Source organism: Aliiroseovarius salicola (assembly GCF_027891095.1).
GTDB lineage: Bacteria > Pseudomonadota > Alphaproteobacteria > Rhodobacterales > Rhodobacteraceae > Aliiroseovarius > Aliiroseovarius salicola.
The window spans coordinates 543788-569354 of record NZ_JAQIIO010000001.1 but is presented as its reverse complement, the minus strand read 5'-3'; the positions used below and the strand labels follow the sequence as shown (position 1 = coordinate 569354).

The following is a 25567-nucleotide window of genomic DNA, read 5'->3' as shown; positions in this document are numbered from 1 at the left end:
AGACCATCTGTTGTGAGTCAGGCAGTTTGTTGCCTGACTGCACGCAGTTGTGTGTCACTTCAAGGCAATTTGCAGAGCTTTTGGCATGTCCTGCAGAACAAGATACTCCCCAATCGCATCGCACCCGGGCGCAAAGATTTCTACTGGCATTTGGGTTGGCGCATTGCTGCCATCGGCACGCAAATACACAGCTTCAATATTGTTTTCACATGTGTTTTCAAGAACATGCGCTTCAATCGAAAGTTTGGGGCCAGTGAGCGATCGCATCAGATAAGCCGGAAATGTATAAACATCCGCGGCATAACCCTTGGCAACAGTACCCAGCATGGTGACATATCCACCCAGCCCCGATTTGGAACGTGCTGTATTGCCCGGTGCCTCAGACCAAAGGTGGCCCTCTTGTCCGTAATCTGCCCCTTCTTCGAAGGCGTGCAGTTGCAGACCGGTTGCGCCCTGCCAGACAAGAGCGGCACGGTAATACTGGCTGGCTTCGGGAATGGTCAATTCGACTTCGGCGCTTGAATCATCGTCCAGATAAGCGGTCACTTTTGCCTCTGGCAACAACGCTGGCACAAGCTGCGAGACCTCGCCATTTTCATCCAGACGTTCGGAAAAGCGCAGGCCTTCATGCGCAAATTCTACCGTTGCGTTTGCATGGCACGGAGCAGAGATTGTCACCGTCATCATCGCCATATCACTGGCCACCGCTGTCAGAACCGGTTCACACGCGTTTTCTGCAAGTGGGGCTGCATTGGATTCAACCGGGCTAGGAGGCGTGGTTTCAAGCGCGGCAAGATCAAATACCTCATTCGTTCCTACATCTTCCGATGCAGGATCAAGGGCCTGGGCAGACGCAACTTCATCCTGCACCACATTTGCTTCAAGAACGACGTTCGCGGGCGGAATTTCATCCGCCATGGAGACATCTGCCAGCGCTTCTTCTGCCAAAGTCGTGGAATCAGCTGCCCCTGCGATCTCTGCAGGCGATGCGGCAATTGCCGCTTCGACAGGTTCATCTGTGGATACGGGCATAACCGAGGCGGTCTGCACCGGCATTGCCACAGTTGGTTGGCCCTGAGAGGCGGCAGGCTTGCCTGCCTGCATGTAATATCCTGCACCCAGCGCAACCACCAAGGTCACCGCTGCAGTGCCCATTCGTTTCTTATCGATGCCTTTCAGGTCGACGCTTTTCAGGTCAATCGCTTTCAACTGCCCCACGATGTTGCGCATGACTGTCTCCTCTGAGTCCGATTCTCCCTAACACTGGCAGAGGAATGTGCCGGTTTTGGGGAGCAATAACGGATTTGGACAAGCGTTATCACTGCAATTTTCGTTTATCTTCAATAGGATAAACAATCACGCCCTATTTTTGCCCCGATGGAAACAGATTCAAAGCAAGACAAAAGGCATGATTGGGAGAACCACTATTCCTCGATCGCCTTGATCATATCGACGCGAGTCGCGTGGCGGCCGCCTTCGAATTCGGCAGACAGGAATGCGTCCACAATATCCAGCGCGAGACCCTCACCAATCACGCGCGCACCAATCGAAAGCATGTTCGCATCATTGTGCTCACGGATCATGCGGGCAGAAAACGTGTCGGAACAGACACCGCAACGAATGCCCTTTACCTTGTTTGCCGCCATCATGATGCCCTGACCGGTACCACACAGAATGATGCCCAGCTGGCACTCACCTGACGCAATACGCCGCGCCGCTTCTTCACCGTGCTTGGGGTAATGAGTGCTTTCGGACGTGGTGGGACCGATATCGATCACATCCCACCCCTTGGCGGCGACATGCTCGGCAATGGTCTGGCGAAGCGCGATGTCAGCATGGTCGCTGGACAGAACGATGCGTTTGGATTCAGTCATATCAGATGGTTCCACCTTAGATCTTGCCGTGGCAATGTTTGAATTTCTTGCCGGACCCACAGGGGCAGGCATCGTTGCGCGACGGGTTGCCCCAGGTCGCCGGGTTGTTTTCGTCAAACCCGCCATCGGCAGCGGCCTGTGCCTGCTCAGACGCATCTGCGGCGGCCATATTGGCCTGTTGCTGCTGGACCATCTGCTGCATCATCGCCGCCTGCTCTTCTTCTGTCATCGGACGGATCTGCGAGAGGCGTTTGGTGACATCCAGGCGCAACCCATCCAGCAGGCTTTCAAACAGCTGGAAGGCTTCGTTTTTGTATTCGCTCAGCGGGTCGCGCTGCGCATAGCCACGGAAACCCACAACCGAGCGCAGGTGATCCAGCGTCAGAAGGTGTTCACGCCATTTCGTGTCGATGGTCTGCAGCAGGATCTGCTTTTCGATCGAGCGCATGTTCTCAGGTCCGAAATCAACGGCTTTCTTCGCCATCATCTCGTCCGACGCATCATACAGGCGTTCGCGGATCACATCATCGTCCACACCTTCTTCGCCGGCCCAGTCGATCACCGGCAGATCCATGCTCAGGTTTTCGACAACACCATCATGAAGCCCCTGCGTATCCCACTGATCTGCATAGGATTTCGGCGGCATATAGCCATCCACCATATCGTCGATCATCTGGTGACGCATATCGCCGACAATCTCGGACAGGTCCTCAGTTTCCATGATCTCCATGCGCTGGCCAAAGATGGCCTTCCGCTGGTCATTCATCACGTCATCGAATTTCAACAGCTGCTTACGAATGTCGAAGTTGCGCCCTTCGACTTTGGCCTGCGCACGTTCGAGCGACTTGTTCACCCAAGGGTGCACAATGGCTTCGCCTTCTTTCATGCCCAGCGTCGAGAGCACTTTCTCCAGACGTTCAGATCCAAAGATCCGCATTAGGTCGTCTTCCAATGACAGGAAGAAGGAAGAACGGCCCGGGTCACCCTGACGACCGGAACGGCCGCGCAGCTGGTTGTCGATCCGGCGGCTTTCATGGCGTTCAGTGGCCAGCACGAACAGGCCACCTGCGTCTTTAACTGCCTGTTCGTCAGATTTGTGCGCCTCTTCAACCTGCGTGCGGATCTCAGCCGGGTCAGCGTCGGGATTGGCTTCGATCGCTTCCATGATCTTGAACTCGACATTGCCGCCAAGCTTAATGTCGGTACCGCGGCCCGCCATGTTGGTGGCGATGGTCACTGCGCCCAGCTTGCCGGCATCCGCCACGATCTGCGCCTCGCGCTCGTGCTGACGAGCGTTCAGAACATCGTGTTTCACCTTGGCTTTGTTGAGAAGATCAGACAGGAACTCGGATTTCTCGATCGAAGTGGTCCCCACAAGGATCGGCTGACCCTTTTCATTGGCCTTCTGGATCTCTTCAACGATGGCGTTGAATTTCTCGACCCCGGTGCGATAGACGGCATCATGTTCGTCAATCCGGGCAATCGGCTTGTTGGTGGGCACTTCGACCACACCCAGACCATAGATTTCCTCAAATTCATCGGCTTCGGTCAGCGCAGTGCCGGTCATTCCGGACAACACATTGTAAAGACGGAAATAGTTCTGGAAGGTCACGGACGCGAGGGTCACGTTTTCCGGCTGGGTCTTGCAGCCTTCTTTGGCTTCGATGGCCTGATGCAGACCGTCAGACAGACGACGACCTGCCATCATCCGGCCAGTAAATTCGTCGATCAGAACCACTTCGCCATCACGAACGATATAGTCCTTGTCGCGATTGAAAAGTTTATGCGCGCGCAGGCCCTGGTTCAGGTGGTGTACCAGGGTGGTGCTTTCCGCATCATAGAGCGATTGCTCTTCTGGCAGCAAACCCTTGGCATGCACCAGCTCGTCCAAAAATTCATTCCCCTCTTCCGTGAAGGTTGCGCTGCGGGCTTTTTCATCAATGGTGAAATGCTCTTCACGCAGCTCAGGGATCAGGCCGTCAACGGTCACATACATTTCCGAACGATCTTCGGACGGGCCAGAGATGATCAGCGGTGTCCGCGCCTCATCAATCAGGATCGAGTCCACTTCGTCGACGATGGCAAAGTTATGCCCGCGCTGCGACATATCCTTGAGGTCGGATTTCATGTTGTCGCGCAGATAATCGAACCCAAGCTCGTTATTGGTGGCATAGGTCACGTCACAAACATAAGCCGCGCGTTTTTCGTCATCAGGCTGCTGCGGATAGATCACACCAGTGGTCATGCCCAGCGCTTCGAACACATTGCCCATCCATTCGGCGTCACGACGGGCCAGATAATCGTTCACCGTCACGATATGCACACCTTTGCCGGTGAGCGCGTTCAGATAAGCCGGGAAGGTTGCCACGAGGGTTTTACCCTCACCGGTCTTCATTTCCGAGATATTGCCCTGATGCAGGAACATCCCACCCATCAACTGTGTGTCAAATGCGCGCAGGCCAAGTGCCCGCTTGGCAGCTTCGCGACAGTTGGCGAAGGCCTCGGGCAGAATGGCGTCGAGTTTCTCACCTTCAGCCACGCGTTTCTTGAATTCTTCGGTTTTTGCCTTGATGCCCTCATCGGACAGGGCCGCAAATTCTTCTTCCAGCGCGTTGATCTTCGCCACGGTTGGGCGAGTGGCCTTGATCTTGCGGTCATTGGGGGTTCCAAAGACGGCGCGGGCGATTTTTCCAAGCATATTATTGTGCCTCAATACGGTTTGTCGCTGGTCTGACCAGAGGGTTCTTGCCCGTCCCCGTTCGGCCCCCTATCAAGGAGCCCAAGAACCAGCGCTCTCAAGCCTCAAAGCGATGTAAGCGTCGGGTACAAAATAGTCAATGTTGCCGGGCCATCCGGCCCGCTCTGAGGGAGAATTTCATGTCGAAACGCACCACCATCCTGCTGGGAACCGCTCTTTCGTTGATGATTGGCCTGCCTGCCCATGCACAAGAGACAGGCAACGTCGAGGAAGCACCGGCCGAAATGGTAAAAATCGACGCAAATGGCGCAACCGTTCTAGCCAACGTGAATGGTGAAGACATCACCCTTGGCCATTTGATCGTCGCGCGTCAGGGTTTGTCACCGCAATATCAGAACCTTCCCAATGACGTTTTGCTGCAAGGTTTGCTCGAACAGGTGATCCAGCAAACCGTTCTGGGGCAAGCCATTGGCGAATTGAGCCACCGTGCAGAACTTCAACTTGAAAACCAACGCCGCTCGGTCATCGCCACCGAAAAAGTGGACGAAGTGATTTCTACCGCCGTCACCGAAGAGGCGCTTCAGTCAGCTTATGATGAAGCCTATGCCGACGCCGAGCCAACCAAAGAGTTTCACGCCGCCCATATTCTGGTGGAAGCCGAAGAAAAGGCAAAGGAATTGATTGTAGAGCTGGAGGCGGGTGCGGATTTCGCGGAACTCGCCAAAGAGCACTCCACCGGCCCCTCTGGCCCCAATGGCGGCGACCTTGGCTGGTTTGGCAAGGGTATGATGGTGAAACCTTTTGAAGACGCCGTTTTGACCCTTGAGCCCGGAAATGTCTCGGCCCCGGTGGAAACCCAGTTCGGCTGGCATGTGGTCAAGCTGAATGAAACCCGCATGAAAGGTGCCCCGCCCTTGGACGAGGTACGTGAAGAACTGGCTGTGAAGATCGAAACCGATGCGGTGGAAATGGCTGTCCAAAAGCTTCTGGATGCGGCCAACATCGACCGGGTTGATCTGAACACCATCGACCCCGCAGCCCTTGGCAATTTGTCGCTGCTCGACCAATAAAGGGGAACGGAATGGGTAAAACCAAGAAGATCGCGAAGCTGAAAAAGAAGGTTCGCAAGCTCAAGCAGCAACTGGCTGACGCAAAGAACCATGTGCATGACATTGCGCCTCTGGCACCTGACGCATTTCCCGATCTGCCAGTTGTGGCTGGGGCGCGGTTTGCTGCGGCAAAAGCGGGTGTGAAATATGCGGATCGTCTGGATGTGATGTTGGCCGAGCTTGCCCCGGGCACCACAATCGCCGGGACGTTCACCAAATCCTCTACCCGCTCCGCACCCGTGCTGGACTGTCAGGCCAAGCTTGGAGGGGATGCGAGCGAAGGCGCCGCTTTTCTGGTCAATGCAGGTAACTCCAACGCGTTTACTGGTGCCGCCGGAACAGGATCGGTTGAGGCAATCACCAGCGCTGTATCAGACGTTTTGGGTGTACCCAGCTCACGCGTCTTCACCGCCTCAACCGGGGTGATTGGCGAACCCCTGCCCCATGACCGCATTGTCGCGAAAATCGATGAGCTTAAAGGGCTGCTGACCCCAGACGCCATGAAAGACGCCGCCGAGGCCATTCGCACCACGGACACCTTTGCCAAGGGATCCAAGGCTGAGGTGAAAGTCGGTGATCGCACAGTGCATATCGCAGGCATCGCCAAAGGCTCGGGCATGATTGCCCCTGACATGGCCACCATGCTGGTGTTCATCTTCACCGATGCCAAGGTTGCGCAAGCTGACTTGCAGTCGATGCTCTCAGATCTGACCGACACAACATTCAACGCGATCACCGTGGACAGCGACACATCGACATCAGACACGCTCTTGCTGGCAGCCACAGGCGCGTCAGGCGCTGAAGTCGGCCTCGAAAATGCGGTGTTCCGCGACGCGTTGAACGCGGTCATGCTCGATCTGGCGCATCAGGTCGTTAAAGACGGCGAAGGGGCAACAAAATTTGTCGAAATTCGCGTGACCGGTGCCCGGTCTGATGCAGATGCCAAGATCCATGCGCTCGCCATTGCCAACTCGCCATTGGTGAAAACCGCCGTGGCGGGTGAAGATCCCAACTGGGGTCGGATTGTTGCCGCGATCGGCAAGTCGGGCGCCTATGCAGAGCGGGACAGGTTGTCGATCTCATTCGGAGATATCCTGGTCGCTGAAAAAGGCTGGGTGTCGCCTGACTATCGCGAAGAGGACGGTGCGGCGTGTTTCAAGGGTGATGATATCGTGATCACGGTCGATTTCGGTCTGGGTGAAGGCAAGAGCACTGTCTGGACCTGCGATCTGACCCACGCCTATATCCAGATCAACGCCGATTACCGCTCTTAACCTTTTGCTTACAAAACCAGAAAACTAGTTTTCTAGTATACTGGTTTTGTGGCGACACCTCTTGGAGATCAGATGAGCATCAAGACCGTACTCGTATCCGCCGTGGCGCTTATAGACGCCGATGGCCGCGTCCTGTTGGCCCAGCGCCCCGAAGGTAAATCGATGGCGGGTCTGTGGGAATTTCCCGGCGGCAAAGTCGAGCTGGGGGAAACACCCGAAGCCGCGCTTGTTCGTGAGTTGCATGAAGAATTGGGAATCGATACCTGGGCTTCATGCCTCGCGCCATTGACCTTTGCCAGCCACAGCTATGATAATTTCCATTTGCTGATGCCGGTTTTTGCCTGCCGCAAATGGGAGGGACAGCCTCATCCAAAGGAAGGGCAGGCCCTAAAATGGGTGCGGCCTCAAGCCCTTAGAGAATATCCTATGCCCCCGGCAGACATACCACTTATCCCAATACTGCGCGATTGGTTGTAGATTTCGGGTGGATTTACAAACTCTTACCTGTTGATCACAAAACTGTGGCATAGTGTGCATACCTTCAGATGACTAAGGGGGATTAGTCATGATGAGAACCATCATTCTGGGGAGCTGCGTCATGGTGCAAGGCCATTACGTGAAAACGCTCTCTGATGGGCGGATCGTCATCAAAGTTGACGGACGCCTGATGGCCGGTCGGCCCGCCACTCAGGCCAAAGCCGCTTAATCAGGCCAAGTTGCAAATTGGTATTTGGTATCAAGGGATGGCGGTGACCATCCCTTTTTTATTTGCGACCACTTCCCACAAACAAAAAAGGCGCCCGCAATATGGGGCGCCTTTCCGTTTGATTTCAATAGGATCAATCCAAGGTCCGGGCGATCTCTTCACGTTCGAAGATCTCGATCACGTCACCAGGGCGGATGTCGTCATAGTTCTCGAACGCCATACCGCATTCCTGACCAGACTGAACTTCCTTCACCTCATCCTTGAAGCGTTTCAGCGTCTTCAGCGTGCCTTCGTGGATCACCACGTTGTCACGCAACAGGCGCACACCAGCCGAACGGCGAGCCACACCTTCGGTGACCAGACAACCGGCAACTTTGCCGACGCCCGACACTTTGAAGACTTCGCGGATCTCAGAATACCCGATGAAGTTCTCACGCACCTCGGCAGACAGCAGACCAGACGCAGCAGCTTTAACATCATCCACAAGGTCATAGATCACCGAATAGTAACGGATCTCGACGCCCTTCTGGTTGGCGCTGTTACGAGCGGGCGTGTTGGCACGAACGTTAAAGCCAATGACCGGCGATCCCGACGCTTCGGCCAGGCCAATATCGGTTTCAGTGATCGCGCCCACACCATAGTGCAGGACGCGCACGCGCACCTCGTCGTTGCCGATCTTCTCCATCGCCTGAACGATGGCTTCGGCAGAACCCTGCACATCGGCCTTCACGAGGATCGGAAGCTCTGCCACATCCTTGTCGGCTTTCGCTTTGGCCATCATCTGTTCCAGCGTGGTCGCAGCACCGGCAGCAGCGCGTTTTTCTTTCGCGGCGTGCTCACGGTATTCCGCGATCTCACGGGCCTGTGCTTCGGTGTCCACAACGTTCAGAACGTCGCCGGCTTCCGGGGTGCCGTTGAGGCCAAGAACCTCAACCGGAACCGACGGACCGGCTTCTTTCACGCGATCACCCTTGTCGTTGATCAAGGCGCGCACGCGGCCCCATTGCTCACCCACAACAAAGATATCACCCTGCTTCAGCGTTCCGTTCTGCACCAGAACGGTGGCAACAGGACCACGGCCCACATCAAGCTGAGCCTCGATCACGGCGCCAGATGCGGCGCGTTCGGGGTTGGCCTTGAGCTCAAGGATCTCGGATTGCAGCGCAATGGCTTCGAGCAGCGCGTCAAGACCCTGGCCGGTGACGGCAGAGACTTCAACGTCCTGCACTTCACCCGACATTTTCTCAACAATCACTTCGTGTTGCAGAAGCTCGGCACGCACCTTGTCCGGGTCCGCAGCGGGTTTATCGCATTTGTTGATCGCCACGATCATCGGCACTTCGGCCGCCTTGGCGTGGTTGATGGCTTCGATGGTTTGCGGCATGACGCTGTCATCTGCGGCCACAACAAGCACAACAATATCCGTCACCTGCGCACCACGGGCACGCATCGAGGTAAACGCAGCGTGGCCCGGCGTATCGAGGAAGCTCAGCGTTACCCCATCATCGGTCTGCACCTGATAGGCACCGATGTGCTGGGTGATGCCACCGGCTTCACCTGCGGTCACTTTTGCGTCACGGATTGCGTCGAGCAGCGAGGTCTTACCATGGTCAACGTGACCCATGATGGTGATGACCGGCGCACGCGATTCCAGATCTTCTTCCTTGTCCTCGACCTGATGGATCACGTCTTCCACGTCGGCATCCGACACGCGGACAATCTTGTGGCCGAACTCTTCAATGATCAATTCAGCGGTATCCGCGTCGATCGATTGGTTCTGCGTAACCATCATGCCCATTTTCATGAGCGATTTAACAACGTCAGCCACGCGTTCCGCCATACGGTTGGCAAGTTCAGAGACGACAATCGCCTCAGGCACCTGCACGTCGCGCACAACCTTTTCACGCTCAACATTGCCGCCCAAGGCTTTCTGACGGGCGCGCTCTTGCTGACGGCGCATCGACGCAACCGAACGCTGGCGGCCGCCGCGATCACCAGACAGCGCCTGGTTCAGGGTCAGCTTGCCGGAACGACGGTTGTCGTCGCGGCCTTTGCTGCGGTTCTGGCGTTGGGCATCTGCATTGCCACGGTCATCTTTTTTCCGAGTGGTCGCGGACGGCGTTTTGGCCCCACGAGCCTCGGCAGCCTGCGCGGCAGCGGGATCCGGTTTCGGAGCGGCTTTTGGACGTTTGGCTGCTTCTTCGGCCTCACGCTTCTTGCGCGCCTCTTCTTCTGCCTTGGCTTTCAGAGCTTCTTCGCGTTCACGCTCGGCACGCTCTTTGGCCTCAGCCTCTTCGCGGCGGCGACGACGCTCTTCCTCGCGCGCCTTTTCTTCGGCTTCGCGTTTGACTTTCTCACCAGCTTCACGGGCTTTGGCAGCCTGCAATGCCTTCAGGCGACGTTCCATTTCCGCATCGGAAATACCACCGGGACGCTTCCGGGGATCCCCTTTAGCAGGCGACGCGGCACCACCGGCTGCTGCACCCTGCTTGGGCACAACAACGCGCTTGCGTTTCGTTTCGACCACGACATTCTTGGTGCGCCCGTGGCTGAAGCTTTGCTTCACCTGGCCGGGGCGGCTTCCACGCAGGCCGAGGGTCTTTTTGCCGTCATTATCGCTCATCTGGTCTTCGTACCTTTCCGGTGACCCTTGTCACCGCCGCTGTCTAGCGCCCGTATTGCTGTCAATTTCTTGGCTTCCTCTACAACACGAGAGGCCAAACCACCAGCAGCAAGAGCACCATGTATCACATTTTCCCGCCCAAACGCCAATCCGAGCTCATCCCCGGTCAGGCAGTTGATATAGCGGTCACGCTCCCGTGGGGGGCGCAGTTTCGATTTTTGACGGTCGGACCCGTCTGTAGCCTGGATCAGAACCTTGGCTTGATCCTTGGAAAGCCAGTCCTTCACCTTTTCATACCCAGCCACCGCTTGACCCGCTTTGCGAGCCATGGCGATCAAATGCACCACCCGGTTGGCGTAGCCCTTTTCGAGCAGATCCAAGAGCCCGTCTGGCACGGTGACTTGCTGTCGCGCAGCGCGCGAAAACAGGCCCTTCTTGATCGCCGTGGCTATCGCTGCGCGGTTGGCCGCGACATAAATGCCGCGTCCGGGCAGCTTGTCCAGCAGGTCTGGCACAACCATTCCATCCGGACCTACAACAAAGCGGATGAGACCAGCTTTCGGCTGGCTCTCGCCTGTCGCGATGCACTTGCGTTCCGGCTCTTGGGGCCGCGATTTGGATCCACCGCGCGTCATGCGCCGACTTCTGAGGCCTGAGATCAGGCCTCAGCCTCCTCGGTGGTGGCGTCGTCGCCGTCGTCGCCTTCGGCGGCGTCAGCAACCAGCTCTTCCGGATCAACCCAACCCAGCATGATGCGAGCGGTCATGACCATGTCTTGTGCCTCTTCCAGAGACAGGCCAAATTTCTCGAGCGAACCATCATCCTTGATGCGCTGCCCGTCCACAGTGGTCCAGCCGCCAGCCAGTTCCCAGTCGGCACAGGTGGCGAAGTCTTCGAGCGACTTCACGCCGTCTTCGGCCAGAGCCTCAACCATCTGCGCAGTCAGGCCTTCAAATGCGATCAGGCCGTCTTCGGCCCCCATGGCGCGGGCATTTTCCAGCGCTTTGGCAGCCTGGGCTTCCAGGAATTCGCGGGCACGGGTCTGCAGCTCTTGCGCGGTGCCTTCGTCCACACCGTCGATGACCAGCAGCTCGTCCAGCTCGACATAAGCCACCTCTTCGAGGCTGGTGAAGCCTTCGGACACCAGCAGCTGGGCAAAGAATTCGTCCAGATCGAGGGTTTCCATGAACAGCGCGGTGCGTTCGGCGAATTCCTTCTGGCGACGCTCTGATTCCTCGGCCTCAGTCATGATGTCGATGTCGAGGTTGGTCAGTTGCGAAGCCAGACGCACGTTCTGACCGCGGCGACCAATGGCCAGCGACAGCTGTTCATCGGGCACAACCACTTCGATCTTGCCAGCTTCTTCGTCCAAAACCACTTTCGACACTTCGGCCGGCTGCAGCGCGTTCACGAGGAAGGTCGGCTGATCTTCGTTCCACGGGATGATGTCGATCTTTTCGCCCTGCAGTTCGTTCACAACGGCCTGCACACGCGAACCACGCATACCAACACAGGCGCCAACCGGGTCGATTGAGTTATCATACGAGATCACGGCGATTTTTGCGCGCGAACCGGGGTCACGAGCCACGGCTTTAATTTCAATCACACCGTCATAGATTTCCGGCACTTCCATTTTGAAGAGCTCGGCCATGAATTCCGGTGCGGTGCGCGACAGGAAGATCTGCGGGCCACGGGTCTCGCGGCGCACATCTTTGACATAGCAGCGAATGCGATCGTTCGGGCGATAGCTTTCGCGGCCAATTTTCTCATTGCGGCGCAGGATGGCTTCGCCGGTGCCTACATCAACGATGACATTGCCATATTCTTCGCGCTTGACCTGACCATTGATAATGGTGCCAACGCGGTCTTTGAACTCTTCGAACTGACGATCACGCTCGGCTTCGCGCACTTTTTGAAGAATCACCTGCTTTGCAGACTGGGCAGCGATACGGCCCATCTCAACCGGCGGGACTTCTTCCGAGAAGGTTGCGCCGATTTCGGGATTTTCCATGTATTGCTTGGCTTGCTCAACCGTGAACTCAGCCTGATAGTTTTCCAGCTCCTCGTCCGCCACCACAGTGCGCACACGGGTAAAGGTGGCGCGACCGGTCTTGCGGTCGATTGACACACGGATGTCCATCTCGGCGCCGTAACGCGACTTGGCGGCACGGGCGAGGCTTTCTTCCATCGCTTCGATGACCAGCGCCGGGTCGATCATCTTTTCGCGGGCCACAGCCTCGGCGGTTTGCAGCAGCTCTAGCTGGTTGGCAGAAGTGATTGCCATGGATCAGTCCTCCTCGGAACCGGTGATTTCTTGAATTTCGTCAAATTGGGCTTCGTCAATCTGCCCCGCATCCTTACGCGCACGCAGCACGTCACGGATGAGTTCGTCGGTCATGATCAGCTTGGCATCTGCCAGCCAGTCAAAGTCAAGGCCGATGGTGACCATCTCGCCCTGGTTTTCAATCTCGATCAGCACTTCATTGCCTTCGGTGCCCATCAAGGTGCCCCTGAAGCGCTTGCGTCCGTCGATCAGTTCGGTGGTTTCGATCTTGGCAGTATAATCCTGCCAGCTGTCGAAATCCTTGAGCCGCGTCAGCGGGCGGTCGATGCCGGGCGAGCCAACCTCAAGTGTATAGTTTTCCTCGATCGGGTCTTCCACGTCGAGCACTGCGCTGATCGCGGTCGAAATCTCAGCACATTCATCCACTTCGATCCCGCCATCGGGACGCTGGGCCATGATCTGCAGCATCGGCGTGTTGCTGCCCTGCAAACGCAGGCGTACCAGCTCAAAGCCCATGCCTTCGATCACGGGCTGAACGATGCCGGCCAGGCGTTGATCCAATGAGGTTTTGGCAACCAGTTCGCTCACATTATTCTCCTAGTTGGGGCCGGGATATTGCCGATCCCCCAAAACAAAAAAACGGGCCAGCGGGCCCGTTCGTCTTACCGGTGGAGCCTCGGGTTTGGACCCCGACGCGCCGCTGTTGAAAGGGGATATAGGCGGGATTGGTTGGAATTGCAAGGGGGCAGGCAACCTGCCCCCACATTCACCTTATTCTGGCTTCTTCGCGATCAGGAAAAGCGCCGTGATTTTGCCCTTAGGCTTCCAGTCTTCGACAATCTCGAACCCGGCCTCACGCATCATCTGACGCAGATCGTCCTCGCTGAAAAACGCGATATGGGGAAACTTGTTCAGCATTTGACCGATGGGCGCGATCAGGCGCAGCGGCCACATCTTGCGCAGGCAGGCAGTGGAGGTCACGAAAACCCCGCCGGGTTTCAGCGTGGCATAGGCTTTCTGGATGGCCGCGCCCGGGTCATCCAGCAGATGCAGGATAGAGTGGCCCTGCACCATGTCCACGCTTTCCGGCTCGATTTGCATGGTGCTGAAATCAGCCGCGTCAAACTTGATCTTGTCAGCACCCTCTTTGGCGCGGGCAATGCGGATCATTTCCGAAGACAAATCCACCGCATGATATTCAGCCACATGAGGGGCATGCAAAAGCGCCGTGGATCCGGTGCCACAGCCAAACTCCAGCACCTTCATGTCTGGCCGCATATAATCCTGCGTCTTGGCCAGCTTGTGTTCATAGCTCGCCATGTCCTTGATCGGATCGCGGGAGTATTTTTCTGCAATCTTGTCCCAGAACGCCTTAGCCTCAATCATTTCTGCCTCCTCAAAACAACTTAAGGAGAGATGGGGTGTCAGTCGTCGCTTTTCCACCCCGCATCGCGGTGGGATCCATCGCAGAAGGGTTTGTTGCCGGAAAGACCGCAGCGGCACAGCACGTATTTCTGTGCGGTGTGCCCCTCTCCATTCGGCACGGCCGGCGGCTCGACCCCATGCACCCAGAGCGGCCCGTTTTTCTCGACCCGGATTTGAGGGCCTTCCGGCACCAGATGCTCAGCCGCCCCATCAACCCCTTTGAACGACAGTGCCCCTGATGGGCAGGCCGAAACCACTGCACTGAGTTCATCCATCGTGCCATTGTCCGGTTGCACCCAGGGCTTTTCCGCCGGGTTGAAGATGTTTTTGGCGATCCGTCCACATTCCGCAGCGTGAGAACACAGCATCGGGTTGTAATAGACCGTAGCCTGTGACCCTTCGTAGGCAATCAGCCGGTCGCGCCCTGCTGGTGTTCCGGAGCTGCTGTCAAACCCAACTTTGTTGTGGCTGCCATCACAATAAGGTTTGTTTTTTGAGTGCCCACAACGACACAAGCCCATTACCGGTTTGCACTCAGCGGGTTGGCCGTCTTCGGTTTCCAGGCTGGTTACGCCCTTGGCCACCAATGGTCCATTTTCGCGCGCTTCGATCTTTGGCTGGTCTGCCATGACCTCTCCTCCCGTCAGGTTGCCTGGTGGTTTAGTCTGAGGTGAGTTTTGATTTCGTACAATGGGTCTCGGCGCACAGAATTCCGTGCACAAACGCACTATGCACCAAGAGTGTCTCGCTGCCGGACCAGCTTATCCATTGTATAGGTGAGCTCTTCGGTCACGCCACGCTCTGACAATGCATGGCCCGCGAAATGCACCATGCGCAGAATCGAACTGGGCCAGCGCTTGTGCAGGGAATGGGCCGCGGCGGGGGGGCAAATCATGTCATGACGCCCCTGAACAATGGTGCCGGGCACATGGGCGATCTTTGGCATATTCTTGAGGATCTGCCCCTCTTCCAGCCACGCCCCGTATGCGAAATAGTGGTTTTCGAGCCGCGCAAAGGCACGAGCATAATCGGCCGGTGCATCCACCACTTGCCCCCTGTTCTGGATCGAAGCCAACGCATTTTCCCACCCGGCCCAGGCTTTGGCAAAACGCACCTCTTCGGCATAGTCACCAGAAAACAGCCGCCGATTATAGGCACCGATCAAATCGTGATGCTCATCCTCTGGCACCAGCGAGGTGAACTGATCCCACAACTCGGGCCAAAAGCGACCGGCCCCACCACCATAAAACCAATCAAGCTCGCTTTTTTCCGCCAGAAAAACACCGCGCAAAACCAACCAAGCCACCCGTGACGGATGCGCCTGGGCATAGATTAGCGCCAGAGTGGCCCCCCAGCTGCCGCCAAAAATGATCCAGCGTTCCACCCCCAATGTAAGACGGATATGTTCGATGTCAGCGATCAGATGCCATGTGGTGTTGGCTTCGACCTCGGCATGAGGACGCGAACGACCACAGCCGCGTTGATCAAACAGGATGATGCGATAGGCATTTGGATCAAAGAATCGGCGCATCTGCGGAGAACATCCGCCACCGGGACCGCCATGAAACACCACCACAGGGATCCCGTTTGGATTGCCGCTTTGTTCAATATAAACCTTGTGGCCGTCGCCCACATCCAGCATACGCCGATCATATGGTTCGATCGGGGGATAGAGCCCTCCGGCTGCGCTGTTTTTTCCTGCGGCTTTGTCCATAGGGTTACTATATAATGCCTGTCAGGCCCCTGCCATCAGAAAGACGTGATATGACCCAAAGCTCTGTTGATCCATCCGAAGTCGAAAAATTCGCCGCGATGGCCGCAGAGTGGTGGGATCCGACCGGCAAGTTCAAGCCGCTGCATATGATGAACCCGGTGCGGCTGGATTACATCACTAGCCAGATCGCCGCAGAATTTGGCCGTGACCTGTCGGATGACAAGCCATTTGCGGGCCTGCGCATTCTGGACATTGGTTGTGGCGGCGGGCTGTTGTCCGAACCGATGGCCCGGCTTGGTGCCTATGTGGTTGGGGCAGATGCCACCGAACGCAATATCCCGGTGGCCAAGACCCATGCCGAGGAAATGGGGCTGGAGATCGACTATCGCCACTCCACCGCCGAAGCCATCGAAGAGGCGGGTGAGCAATTTGACGTGGTCCTGAATATGGAAGTGGTGGAGCATGTGGCGGATCCGCTGGCCTTCCTGACATCGTGCCAGAAACTCTTGAAACCGGGTGGGTTGCTGCTTTGTTCGACCATCAACCGCAACCCGAAATCTTTCATGGTGGCGATTGTCGGAGCGGAACATGTGATGCGCTGGCTGCCCAAGGGCACCCATGAATGGTCGAAATTCATCACCCCGGATGAACTTGAGGACATGCTTGCCGAAAGCCTGTTGCGCGTGGTGGACCGCAAGGGGTTTGTGTTCAACCCCGTCACCTGGCAGTGGTCAATCTCGGACCGGGATCTGTCGGTGAACTATGTCACGGCGAGCGTGAAGCCCGGCGCATGACAAGTGATGCTGAAAAACTGATCGAAACCTATCAATCCTGGCGCGACCATGTGCCGATTGAAGAACGGGCACGGTTAAAAGTGCTTGAAGAGCGGATCGAGCGCAAACGGCGCAGTCTTGATGAAACGTTGGCTGAGCGACAGGAAATCATGGAACGCACAATCGAGCGCATGAAAGCCGCAGCCGATAATGACGATCAACTTTCGGATGGCGGGCGATAAGCGCTGACTGTGGTTTCAAACAGTTCAAATCCAGCCCGGAGATAGAGCCGCCCTGCATCGCTGTTGCTTTCCGCCACGATGAGAGGCCGCGCCTGAGGTGCTTTTGCCTTTGCCCAGTCAAGCGCGTGGCAGAGCAGAGCTGAACATATGCCCCGACGGCGATATTTTTCATGGGTCTGCACCGATTGGTAGCGGATCACCCGATCATCAAAAAAGATCCCCATGTCACCCAGCAATTGATCCCCGTCAAAGGCTCCAAACCACTGGCCAAATCCTTTGGAAATCTGCGCCTGTCGGGCCGCACTCTGACCGCTCAGAAACCTATCCAGACCCTCTTCTGGCAACCCATCAACAAAATGCTGGCTTCGAGAAATTGCTTCGCTCTGATGCCAATCACTTTCCCGCTCAAAGGCCCGCGTTGTAAGGCCTCTTGGAAGGTCCGGGCGGTTCAGGTCACCTGACAATGCCAGTGTGTCCGCCGCTTCGACCTTAAGCCCCTGCGCCTCAAACATCTGCTTAACATCGTGAATTGGAAGATTGGGAATATCCCAACCCAGACAGATATGCTCCGCATCAGGCAGATCGGTTTGAAACTGAGCGACTAGGGCTGTCGCATCGCGCGGGGGGTCACGAAATAAAACCCTGTTTCCAAACCAGAAATTTGGCTGGGACGGGCTGCGCTGCACGATCCTGTCCGAGTATGTCTCAACCTCACATTGCCCGCGCAGCACCATCAGGTCGCTGGCGAATTCGAGGCTCTTCATTCAACGTCGCTTAAAAGCTGTCGCATCTCTCGCAACACGGGCAGCGCCTGTTTGATCTTTTCCTTGCCGATCTTGGTCACCATATTGCCGATGATCGGCGTGATCGACTGGAGCGCCGCATCACGGGCCGCCCGTCCGGCAGGTGAGATCGTCACAAATTTGCGCCGCGCATCATCCCAGTCAGGGCGAACATGGATATGCCCCGCCCATTCCAGCTTGTTCAGTGTGTTGGTAATGGCACCGCGGGTCACATGAAACGCTTTTGCCAACTGCGCGGGGCTTTTTTCCTCGCCTGAGCGGGCCAGATGGTTCAGCACTGAGAAATGGCTCAGCTCCATCCCCTTGGGCAACGCCTTTGACAAGCGATTGCGCGCCAATTGATCGGCCATAAACATCTCGCTGAACAGTGCGACAGACAGGTTGTCCGTGCTTTGATTTGAGTTTTGATCAGACATTCAGGGGCCTTCAAATTTGCGGTCGTGGGTCAAAGAGGGTACGCGCGCCCGCGCTTGCTCTACATCATCCAGGTCGAGGTCTACCAGAGTGACTCCGGGTTCCGTGCCACCATCTGCCAGAACTTCGCCCCATGGCGCAACGACAAGTGAGTGACCATATGTCGAGCGTTTCTCGGTATTCTGCCCACATTGAGCAGGTGCGAGTACATAACACCCGGTTTCAATTGCACGCGCCCGCAACAGGGTTTCCCAATGGGCAGCCCCCGTAACGGGAGAAAAAGCAGAAGGTACGGTCAGGATTTGAGCGCCCTTTTGCGCCAGTTCACGATAGAGGCGCGGGAACCGAAGGTCATAACAAATGGTCATGCCAATACTGGCGAAATCAGTTTCCGCTACAACCGCGCGATCACCTGGTCGATAGTGTGAACTTTCGCGGTAGCTCTCCCGATCATCGATTCGCACGTCAAACATGTGGATCTTGTCATAACGCGCCGTGATGTCACCCAAGGGGGAAATCAGGAAAGACCGATTGGCAAAACGCCCATCTGGGTCGTGCGTTTTCACAGCAAGTGACCCCAACAGAACCCAGACGCCCAGCGCCTTTGCTTCTGCCCGGAGGGCCAGCAGAAACTCACATTCTTCTTCGTGAGAAATCAGCGCTTCCTGCACTTTTCTCGAAGACGACAAGACATTGGTGACTTCCGGTGTCAGTACAAACTGTGCCCCACCAACGCTAGCCTCGCGCAGTCCCGCAATTGCTGCATCCAGGTTGGCACTCACTTCCTCACCCGAGGTCATCTGTACCAACCCGACACGCATCAGGCAGCGCCCTGCAGTAACGGATCCAGCTTGCCCGCACGATCAAGATCATAAAGATCGTCGCACCCGCCGACATGGGTATCGCCCACAAAAACTTGCGGCACAGTGTGGCGGCCATTGGCGCGGCTCATCATTTCCTGACGACGATTGGGGTCAAAGCCCACATCGATCTCGTCAAAAATCACGTTTTTCTGGTTCAACAGCCGTTTCGCCGCATGGCAAAAGCCACAAAGCGCACTGGTGTAAATGGTGACAGTCTTCATCTTCATCCTCGTCTGCGGTGTTTCGATAGCCTCGAAACGCACATGTTGCCAAGGATATATAGGATGTCAGGTCTCTTTCGCAACGCGCGCGAGCGACAAGACCGTGATTGATGCGGCACCTGCCTTCTGACAGGCCAATGCCGCCGCTGTAAAAGTTGCACCAGAGGTCATGACATCATCCACCAAAAGCACATTGCGACTGGCCAGCACTCTGCCGCGTTTCGGATGAGGTCTGATCGCTGCATCCATGTTGGAAAACCGCTCATCGACCGATAGGCCATCATGGGTTTGCGTTGCGCGCGGGCGGATCAGGGCCTCGGGCGCATAGTCCATCCCCAATCTGCCGGACAGGGCCTTGCCCAGTTCAGCCGCCTGATTATAGCGGCGGCGAAACAGGCGGGTCCAATGGGTTGGAATGGGCACAATGATTGGCTGATCGGTCAAGATCGGCTTCACCGCACGCGCCATCCATCCCGCAGCGGGACGTGCCAAGTCGGTGCGATCCCCGTGTTTCAACGCCAACACCATGCGTCGCGCATTTTCTCGATAAAGCAGGGCTGAACGCCCCCTTTTCCATGGGCGATCAAGGGTCAGACAATCATCGCAATGTGCATTGCTCCCATCGTCTTCACCGGGCAGGGGGGCGCCACAAAGATCACAAACCACGCCTTCAATAAATGGAGTAGCTCGCCAACAGGCGCCGCACAATCCGAAATCACTTTCCACCGGGTCGCCGCAACTTACACATTGCGGGGGATAAAGCAGGGCAAGCGCTGTTTGCATTTCCTGTCTCTCCATCTATGGTCCGCGCCAATGACTGACATCGTGATACCGCCCGTGACAGAGCACACTGATAAACCTCCCAAACTGACCGACCCGGGTCGGCTTGCGCAAAACCGCGCCAGAGCGACAGCGGAAGGTATGTTCCTTCAGGAGCTGGCCATCGACGAGATCCAGGATCGCCTGGATATGGTTAACAGGGCGTTTACAGATGTTGCGATTGTGACTGGATTTCCTGAAATCTGGTCCGCTGCCTTCCCGAATGCCAAAATCGTACCGGATGACGAGCGGTTGGCACTTGAACCCGGCACCCATGATTTGGTCATTCACGCCATGGGGCTGCATTGGGCGAATGATCCGATTGGTCAAATGGTTCAATCCCGTCTGGCCCTCAAACCTGACGGACTATTTCTTGGAGTCTGTTTCGGTGGACAGACCTTGGCTGAATTGCGCGCAGTGCTTGCCGAAACTGAAAGCCGGATATTTGGGGGTCTGTCTCCCCGTGTCGCCCCGATGGGTGAGATCCGGGATATGGGCGCGCTGCTGCAAAGGGCAGGTTATGCCCTTCCTGTTGCGGATAGCACTGCAAAGACCGTGACCTATTCCGATATTTTTGCGCTGATGAAAGATCTGCGCCTGATGGGAGAGCGCAATGCGCTTGCGGCGCGCAACCCAACCCCTTTGCCGCGGGGGTTCTTTGACGCGGCTGACCAGCACTACAAACAGCATTTTCCGGCGGAACAGGGTCGCATTTTGGCAAGCTTCGAGTTCATCACACTCACCGGTTGGGTACCAGATGACAGCCAGCCAAAGCCCCTGCGACCCGGCTCTGCCGCCGCGCGTCTGGCCGATGCGCTTGGGACAGATGAAAAGAAACTCATGGAATAAGCGGTTGGTTTGTCACGCATCAATTGACCGCGAAGCAAAAGCCGCTATCTGATGGGCAACAAAAGCGCGCAGGAGCAACATATGATCATGGAAAGACCCGCAGATCATCCGCAGATCAAACCCCGAAAGGTGGGTATTCTCTTTGCCAATTTGGGTACACCCGATGGCTATGACTACTGGTCAATGCGCCGCTATCTGAACGAGTTCCTTTCGGACAAGCGGGTGATTGATTACCCGGCTTGGAAGTGGCAGCCGATCCTGCAGGCTATCATTCTGACCAAACGGCCGAAAAGTTCGGGCGAGGCCTATAAGTCGATCTGGAATGAAGAGCTGGGGGAAAGCCCGCTCATGACCATCACCAAGCAACAGATTGCCAAGTTGAATGCGGAATTGACCGCGCGATACGGCGATCAGGTTATGGTGGATTTCTGTATGCGTTATGGCAATCCCTCAACCAAATCAAAAGTGGCAGAAATGGTCTCTAGTGGCTGCGATAGAGTCTTGTTCTTCCCGCTTTACCCCCAATATGCGGGTGCCACGATGGGCACTGCAAATGACCAGTTCTTCCGTGCGTTGATGGAAGAAAAATGGCAACCCGCCTCGCGCACGATTGAACCCTATTACGATGACCCAGCTTACGTGGATGCTCTGGCCCAGTCGGTTGAGCGAGGTTATGCAGCGCTGGATAAACGACCGGATCTGCTTGTTGTGTCCTACCACGGGATGCCCATTCGTTATTTGGAAGAAGGCGACCCCTATCATTGCCAATGCCAGAAAAGCACGCGTTTGCTGAAAGACCGTTTGGGTTGGGATGAAAGCGATATCACAACCACGTTCCAGTCGGTCTTTGGGCCCGAGGAGTGGCTGAAGCCCTATACGGTGGAAGAGGTTGCGCGCCTGGCCAAGGCTGGCAAGAAGAACATCGCAGTGATTGCACCTGCGTTTTCTGCCGACTGCATTGAAACGCTTGAAGAAATTCAGGAAGAAATTCAGGAAGCCTTTATTGAGGCGGGCGGTGAGAGCTTCACCTATATTCCCTGCCTCAACGACGATGATGCCCATATCAAGGCGCTTGTAGGGGTGGCGGAACGCAACCTGCAAGGCTGGCTGGAATAATCTCTATTCCAGCTGCCATCCGTGCTCGATCAATCGATCCGCAATGCGTTCGTGTATATCGGGTGCGTCGGCCTTGATCGCGTTCTCCATGGTGAACCAATAGAGATAACTGTCGAAGTCGGGCGTATGATCCGGTGCGGCCAAAAGCGCTGCTTTTGATCCCATATCCCGCACTTTCAGACCAATGTGGTGGAAATCGATTAGTCCAAACAGCACGGCTGGCTTATGGAAAAAGAAACCCATCAAGGCTGCGGAGGAGTTCTGCGTCACCACAAACCGGCAGGTCTTCAGCGCATCCTCCATCCCGCCAGTTTGTATCGACACATCTGGGCGGTCGGCACACACATCGTGCAAAGCGGTCATTTCCTGATCGGAATAAGTCTCATTCGGATGCAGCCCAATAAGAATTGGTGTTGTCGGGTAGGCCTGACATGTCGCTTTCACCATTTCGACCGGAGACATGGATTGAAAGCTGCGATGCTGGGTTAATCGCCCTTGCAGGGCAATATAGATCGGCCCGTCACGCCGGGGTTCATTAGCCAACCCTTTGAACAGATATCCGCGCCACCTCTTCGCCCAGGCTGATGCCAAATCAGTGTCTATTTCGGCTGGATTATAGGTTTTCCGCGCGACATCAAACTCCCACCTTTTGCCGCTTTTCTCCAACCGCCAAAAAGGAAAGATGTAGCTCAGGCGCAAAGTCAGGCCACGATCATGCAAGGGATCTTCCATATGAAACAGCGCATAGCCCGCACGGGCTGTTGATTTGATCCTTTCATGACCCTGATTGCTGCGCAGCTCGACCCGAAACCCCCGTGCCTCGAGCGTTTCCCGAATCCGGTCGATCATATGAAAATGGCCAGCCCGCGCTTGGGCCAAGCGCCGATCACTCAGATAGATCCTCAGAATTTTCTTGTGTGCCGAGCTGCCTGCCATGACTGCACGCTATCAATGGGACATTCGCGGAACAAGAACTTGTCTGGCTGCGGCCAGGTGTCCATATAGGATGAAACGAATTGGAGGCATCATGGCGGATAATGAATTTCCTGGCTGGCACGGCACCACGATCATCGGTGTGCGAAAAGGTGGCAAAGTTGTTGTGGCGGGTGATGGGCAGGTAAGCCTGGGCCAGACCGTGATCAAAGGCACAGCACGCAAGGTGCGGCGCCTGTCCCCCGGCGGGTTTGACGTGGTTGCGGGTTTTGCTGGCTCCACAGCAGATGCGTTTACGCTGTTGGAGCGGCTTGAGGCCAAGCTCGAAGCCACTCCGGGGCAGCTGTCGCGCGCAAGCGTTGAGCTGGCGAAAGACTGGCGCACCGATAAATACCTTCAAAAGCTAGAAGCGATGCTGATCGTGACCGACGGGCGAGATCTTTACGTGATCACCGGGGCAGGGGATGTGCTGGAGCCAGAGCATGACGTGGCCGCCATCGGATCTGGGGGCAACTTTGCCCTTGCCGCGGCGCGTGGACTGATGAACAGCGATCTGGACGCAGAAGGTGTCGCCCGCGAGGCCATGGCGATTGCCGCCGACATCTGTGTCTACACCAATGGCAACCTGACGGTGGAAGAGATTTCTGGCTGATTTCAGGTGATTTAGAGACGGATTGGGGCGGTCAGCGCCCCATATCCCGGCCACTCTACACCCTTCGATAAGGCGTCTCCGATCCCATCGACAATCCCGGCGAGCTTTTCATCGATGATGTGCAGATACTCGGTCCAATCCGAAACTTCTGACAATTCCGCGTCACCATCCGACACACCGCGCAGCGCAATCAACGGCAGGTCAAACCGATGGCACACACGCAGAATGGCAAAGGTCTCCATATCCACCATATCCGCGTCAATTGCGTCATAAGCCGCGCCGTGCACGATATTGGCGCCGGTCGATAATGTGGCTTCGGGTACATTTGAAACACGCAAGGGCAGGGAGAGTGTTGCAGGCATGTCCAGAAACGGGGTCACGCCTTTTTCAAACCCCAGAGGCGAGGCATCCATATCGCGATAGCCCACTTCGGTGATCTGAAACACGTCGGTTTTGCGCAGTTTGGCGGACCCGGCGGAACCCAAAGAAATCACCACGTCTGGCAATGTGTCTGCGACTTTCATCTCACTCAACGCTGCCGTGGTCACCACTGCGCCCTCAACAGGACCAACACCGGTGATGAGCGGTGTGAAGCGGTTTTGCAGATGCGGGCCATATTCGGCATCAGCCGCCATGACAAACAGGGCTTTCACATCGCCATATTGGGTCAGTTTGCTCATTGCATATTCCTTCGCGTCATGTCGATTATCTCAGGATTCACAGGCATATTGCCGCGACCTTTTAGGGTTTCAAGCCAAATACGCTTGCGCTCGGCGTAATAGCCCTTACCTACTGGGATGAGTTTTGAAAAGAGGCACACATTGACCAATCTGACACCGCGTGAAATCGTATCTGAGCTTGACCGTTTCATCATCGGTCAGAATGACGCAAAGCGCGCCGTGGCCGTGGCGCTGCGCAACCGCTGGCGGCGCAAGCAACTGGCTGATGATCTGCGCGACGAGGTTTATCCGAAGAATATCCTGATGATCGGACCAACCGGCGTTGGCAAAACCGAAATCTCGCGCCGTCTGGCCAAACTGGCCCGCGCGCCCTTCATCAAGGTCGAGGCCACCAAGTTCACCGAAGTAGGCTATGTGGGCCGAGATGTGGAACAGATCGTCCGCGATCTGGTGGATGCGGCGATCATTCAAACCCGCGAGCATATGCGCGAAGATGTCCGTGCTCGGGCCGAGGAAAACGCCGAAGAACGCGTGATCGAAGCCATTGCTGGCACGGATGCCCGCGAAGCCACCCGCGAGATGTTCCGCAAGAAACTGCGTGACGGACTGCTCGACGACACGGTGATCGAACTGGACATTGCGGACCACTCCAATCCGATGCAGATGCTCGACATGCCCGGCCAACCGGGGCAAAGCATGGGCATGCTGAACATTGGCGACATGTTCGGCAAGGCCTTTGGCCAGCGCACAACACGGCGCAAAATGACCGTCCGCGAAAGCTATGAAGTCCTGTTGGGCGAGGAAGCCGACAAGCTGTTGGACGATGAAACCGTGACCAAAGCCGCGCTTGAAGCGGTTGAGCAAAACGGCATCGTGTTTCTTGACGAGATCGACAAGGTCTGCGCCCGGCAAGAGGCCCGCGGCGGAGATGTGTCCCGCGAGGGTGTGCAGCGCGACCTGCTACCACTGATCGAAGGCACCACCGTTTCCACCAAACATGGCGCGGTGAAAACCGACCATATCCTGTTTATAGCTTCGGGTGCCTTCCATATTGCCAAACCATCAGATCTTTTGCCGGAACTGCAAGGCCGCCTGCCGATCCGGGTTGAGCTGCGGGCCCTGACAGAGGCGGATTTCGTGCGCATCCTGACCGAAACAGACAATGCGCTCACGCTGCAATACACGGCCCTGATGGGCACCGAAGAAGTGAAGGTCGAGTTCACCGAAGACGGGATCGCGGCGCTTGCCAAAATCGCCGCTGATGTGAACCGCGACATTGAAAACATTGGCGCGCGCAGGCTTTACACCGTGCTGGAACGCGTATTCGAAGAGCTGAGCTTTTCGGCCCCGGATCGTGGCGGCGAGATTGTCACCGTCGACCGTGCCTTCGTCGATGACAATCTGGGCTCGCTGTTGAAGTCGGCCGACCTAAGCCGCTACGTCTTGTAATCAGCTTACTGGGCCGTATTCGGCACAGGTTTGGTAAAAATGAAAG

General features: G+C 56.4%; 27 protein-coding genes. 10 read left to right on the top strand and 17 right to left on the bottom strand.

Translation table 11 applies throughout. The features are described from left to right. Positions 1-54: 54 nt before the first annotated feature. The 3 genes from O2N63_RS02895 to secA form a co-directional block, all read right to left on the bottom strand. Positions 55-1230, bottom strand: coding sequence for a hypothetical protein (locus tag O2N63_RS02895; RefSeq protein WP_271052610.1), 1176 nt, complete (start codon positions 1228-1230; stop codon positions 55-57). A 194-nt stretch (positions 1231-1424) separates the two neighbouring features. Further along, the gene (gene rpiB / locus O2N63_RS02890; RefSeq protein ID WP_271052609.1) at positions 1425-1874 is read right to left on the bottom strand and encodes a ribose 5-phosphate isomerase B; all 450 of its coding nucleotides are present in this window, start codon (positions 1872-1874) and stop codon (positions 1425-1427) included. A 16-nt stretch (positions 1875-1890) separates the two neighbouring features. Then, positions 1891-4572, bottom strand: a complete 2682-nt coding sequence (secA, locus tag O2N63_RS02885; protein ID WP_271052608.1) for a preprotein translocase subunit SecA — start codon at positions 4570-4572, stop codon at positions 1891-1893. Positions 4573-4751: 179 nt separating this feature from the next. On the opposite strand from secA, the gene O2N63_RS02880 reads away from it, so the two are divergent. From O2N63_RS02880 to O2N63_RS02865, 4 genes are all read left to right on the top strand, one after another. After that, positions 4752-5642 (top strand): peptidylprolyl isomerase, encoded by an 891-nt coding sequence (locus O2N63_RS02880; protein ID WP_271052607.1) that lies wholly within the window; start codon positions 4752-4754, stop codon positions 5640-5642. 11 nt (positions 5643-5653) lie between these two features. Next, positions 5654-6955 (top strand): bifunctional glutamate N-acetyltransferase/amino-acid acetyltransferase ArgJ, encoded by a 1302-nt coding sequence (gene argJ, locus O2N63_RS02875; RefSeq protein WP_271052606.1) that lies wholly within the window; start codon positions 5654-5656, stop codon positions 6953-6955. Positions 6956-7033: 78 nt separating this feature from the next. Continuing rightward, positions 7034-7432, top strand: coding sequence for an 8-oxo-dGTP diphosphatase MutT (gene mutT / locus O2N63_RS02870; RefSeq protein WP_271052819.1), 399 nt, complete (start codon positions 7034-7036; stop codon positions 7430-7432). A gap of 88 nt (positions 7433-7520) precedes the next feature. Beyond that, positions 7521-7661 (top strand): hypothetical protein, encoded by a 141-nt coding sequence (locus O2N63_RS02865; RefSeq protein ID WP_271052605.1) that lies wholly within the window; start codon positions 7521-7523, stop codon positions 7659-7661. A gap of 133 nt (positions 7662-7794) precedes the next feature. Here the strand turns inward: O2N63_RS02865 and infB are convergent, their stop codons facing one another. The 7 genes from infB to pip form a co-directional block, all read right to left on the bottom strand. After that, entirely contained in the window at positions 7795-10284 is a 2490-nt protein-coding gene (gene infB / locus O2N63_RS02860; protein ID WP_271052604.1) for a translation initiation factor IF-2, read from the bottom strand. Continuing rightward, complete coding sequence (locus tag O2N63_RS02855; RefSeq protein ID WP_271052603.1) at positions 10281-10919, bottom strand: RNA-binding protein; 639 nt, start codon at positions 10917-10919, stop codon at positions 10281-10283. Before O2N63_RS02855 ends, infB begins: the two co-directional genes overlap by 4 nt. A 23-nt stretch (positions 10920-10942) precedes the next feature. Next, complete coding sequence (gene nusA, locus O2N63_RS02850; protein WP_271052602.1) at positions 10943-12568, bottom strand: transcription termination factor NusA; 1626 nt, start codon at positions 12566-12568, stop codon at positions 10943-10945. A gap of 3 nt (positions 12569-12571) precedes the next feature. Continuing rightward, positions 12572-13156, bottom strand: coding sequence for a ribosome maturation factor RimP (gene rimP, locus O2N63_RS02845; RefSeq protein WP_271052601.1), 585 nt, complete (start codon positions 13154-13156; stop codon positions 12572-12574). A 183-nt stretch (positions 13157-13339) separates the two neighbouring features. Next, the gene (locus tag O2N63_RS02840) at positions 13340-13954 is read right to left on the bottom strand and encodes a class I SAM-dependent methyltransferase (protein ID WP_271052600.1); all 615 of its coding nucleotides are present in this window, start codon (positions 13952-13954) and stop codon (positions 13340-13342) included. A 38-nt stretch (positions 13955-13992) separates the two neighbouring features. Then, entirely contained in the window at positions 13993-14622 is a 630-nt protein-coding gene (locus O2N63_RS02835; protein ID WP_271052599.1) for a CDGSH iron-sulfur domain-containing protein, read from the bottom strand. 98 nt (positions 14623-14720) lie between these two features. Beyond that, a complete protein-coding gene (gene pip, locus O2N63_RS02830; RefSeq protein WP_271052598.1) occupies positions 14721-15707 on the bottom strand; it encodes a prolyl aminopeptidase in 987 nt (328 codons plus the stop codon). Positions 15708-15757: 50 nt separating this feature from the next. On the opposite strand from pip, the gene ubiG reads away from it, so the two are divergent. Next, positions 15758-16501 (top strand): bifunctional 2-polyprenyl-6-hydroxyphenol methylase/3-demethylubiquinol 3-O-methyltransferase UbiG, encoded by a 744-nt coding sequence (ubiG, locus tag O2N63_RS02825; protein ID WP_271052597.1) that lies wholly within the window; start codon positions 15758-15760, stop codon positions 16499-16501. After that, positions 16498-16722, top strand: a complete 225-nt coding sequence (locus tag O2N63_RS02820; protein WP_271052596.1) for a hypothetical protein — start codon at positions 16498-16500, stop codon at positions 16720-16722. Before ubiG ends, O2N63_RS02820 begins: the two co-directional genes overlap by 4 nt. Here the strand turns inward: O2N63_RS02820 and O2N63_RS02815 are convergent. The 5 genes from O2N63_RS02815 to O2N63_RS02795 form a co-directional block, all read right to left on the bottom strand. Continuing rightward, on the bottom strand, positions 16698-17486 hold the full coding sequence (locus tag O2N63_RS02815) for a GNAT family N-acetyltransferase (protein ID WP_271052595.1): 789 nt from the start codon (positions 17484-17486) through the stop codon (positions 16698-16700). The genes O2N63_RS02820 and O2N63_RS02815 overlap by 25 nt on opposite strands. Further along, positions 17483-17941: a MarR family winged helix-turn-helix transcriptional regulator gene (locus O2N63_RS02810; RefSeq protein ID WP_271052594.1), complete on the bottom strand. Its 459-nt coding sequence runs from the start codon at positions 17939-17941 to the stop codon at positions 17483-17485. Before O2N63_RS02810 ends, O2N63_RS02815 begins: the two co-directional genes overlap by 4 nt. Further along, positions 17942-18760, bottom strand: coding sequence for a carbon-nitrogen hydrolase family protein (locus O2N63_RS02805; RefSeq protein ID WP_271052593.1), 819 nt, complete (start codon positions 18758-18760; stop codon positions 17942-17944). It abuts the gene before it with no gap. Further along, positions 18760-19023 carry a glutaredoxin 3 gene (grxC, locus tag O2N63_RS02800; RefSeq protein ID WP_271052592.1) on the bottom strand — a complete coding sequence of 88 codons (264 nt, stop codon included), beginning with the start codon at positions 19021-19023 and terminating at the stop codon, positions 18760-18762. Before grxC ends, O2N63_RS02805 begins: the two co-directional genes overlap by 1 nt. A gap of 66 nt (positions 19024-19089) precedes the next feature. Continuing rightward, the gene (locus O2N63_RS02795) at positions 19090-19806 is read right to left on the bottom strand and encodes a ComF family protein (protein ID WP_271052590.1); all 717 of its coding nucleotides are present in this window, start codon (positions 19804-19806) and stop codon (positions 19090-19092) included. A gap of 30 nt (positions 19807-19836) precedes the next feature. Here O2N63_RS02795 and O2N63_RS02790 point away from each other — a divergent pair, with 30 nt between their 5' ends. Both O2N63_RS02790 and hemH read left to right on the top strand, forming a co-directional pair. Continuing rightward, a complete protein-coding gene (locus tag O2N63_RS02790) occupies positions 19837-20691 on the top strand; it encodes a methyltransferase domain-containing protein (protein WP_271052589.1) in 855 nt (284 codons plus the stop codon). 81 nt (positions 20692-20772) lie between these two features. Beyond that, positions 20773-21807 carry a ferrochelatase gene (gene hemH / locus O2N63_RS02785; RefSeq protein ID WP_271052588.1) on the top strand — a complete coding sequence of 345 codons (1035 nt, stop codon included), beginning with the start codon at positions 20773-20775 and terminating at the stop codon, positions 21805-21807. A 3-nt stretch (positions 21808-21810) separates the two neighbouring features. Here hemH and O2N63_RS02780 read toward each other — a convergent pair whose 3' ends face one another. Then, entirely contained in the window at positions 21811-22743 is a 933-nt protein-coding gene (locus tag O2N63_RS02780) for a hypothetical protein (protein WP_271052587.1), read from the bottom strand. 91 nt (positions 22744-22834) lie between these two features. Between O2N63_RS02780 and hslV the strand changes: the two genes are divergently transcribed. Continuing rightward, the gene (hslV, locus tag O2N63_RS02775) at positions 22835-23392 is read left to right on the top strand and encodes an ATP-dependent protease subunit HslV (RefSeq protein WP_271052818.1); all 558 of its coding nucleotides are present in this window, start codon (positions 22835-22837) and stop codon (positions 23390-23392) included. A gap of 11 nt (positions 23393-23403) precedes the next feature. Here hslV and O2N63_RS02770 read toward each other — a convergent pair whose 3' ends face one another. After that, entirely contained in the window at positions 23404-24072 is a 669-nt protein-coding gene (locus O2N63_RS02770; RefSeq protein WP_271052586.1) for a 5'-methylthioadenosine/S-adenosylhomocysteine nucleosidase, read from the bottom strand. A gap of 141 nt (positions 24073-24213) precedes the next feature. On the opposite strand from O2N63_RS02770, the gene hslU reads away from it, so the two are divergent. Beyond that, on the top strand, positions 24214-25521 hold the full coding sequence (gene hslU / locus O2N63_RS02765; RefSeq protein ID WP_271052585.1) for an ATP-dependent protease ATPase subunit HslU: 1308 nt from the start codon (positions 24214-24216) through the stop codon (positions 25519-25521). The last annotated feature ends 46 nt before the right edge of the window (positions 25522-25567 follow it).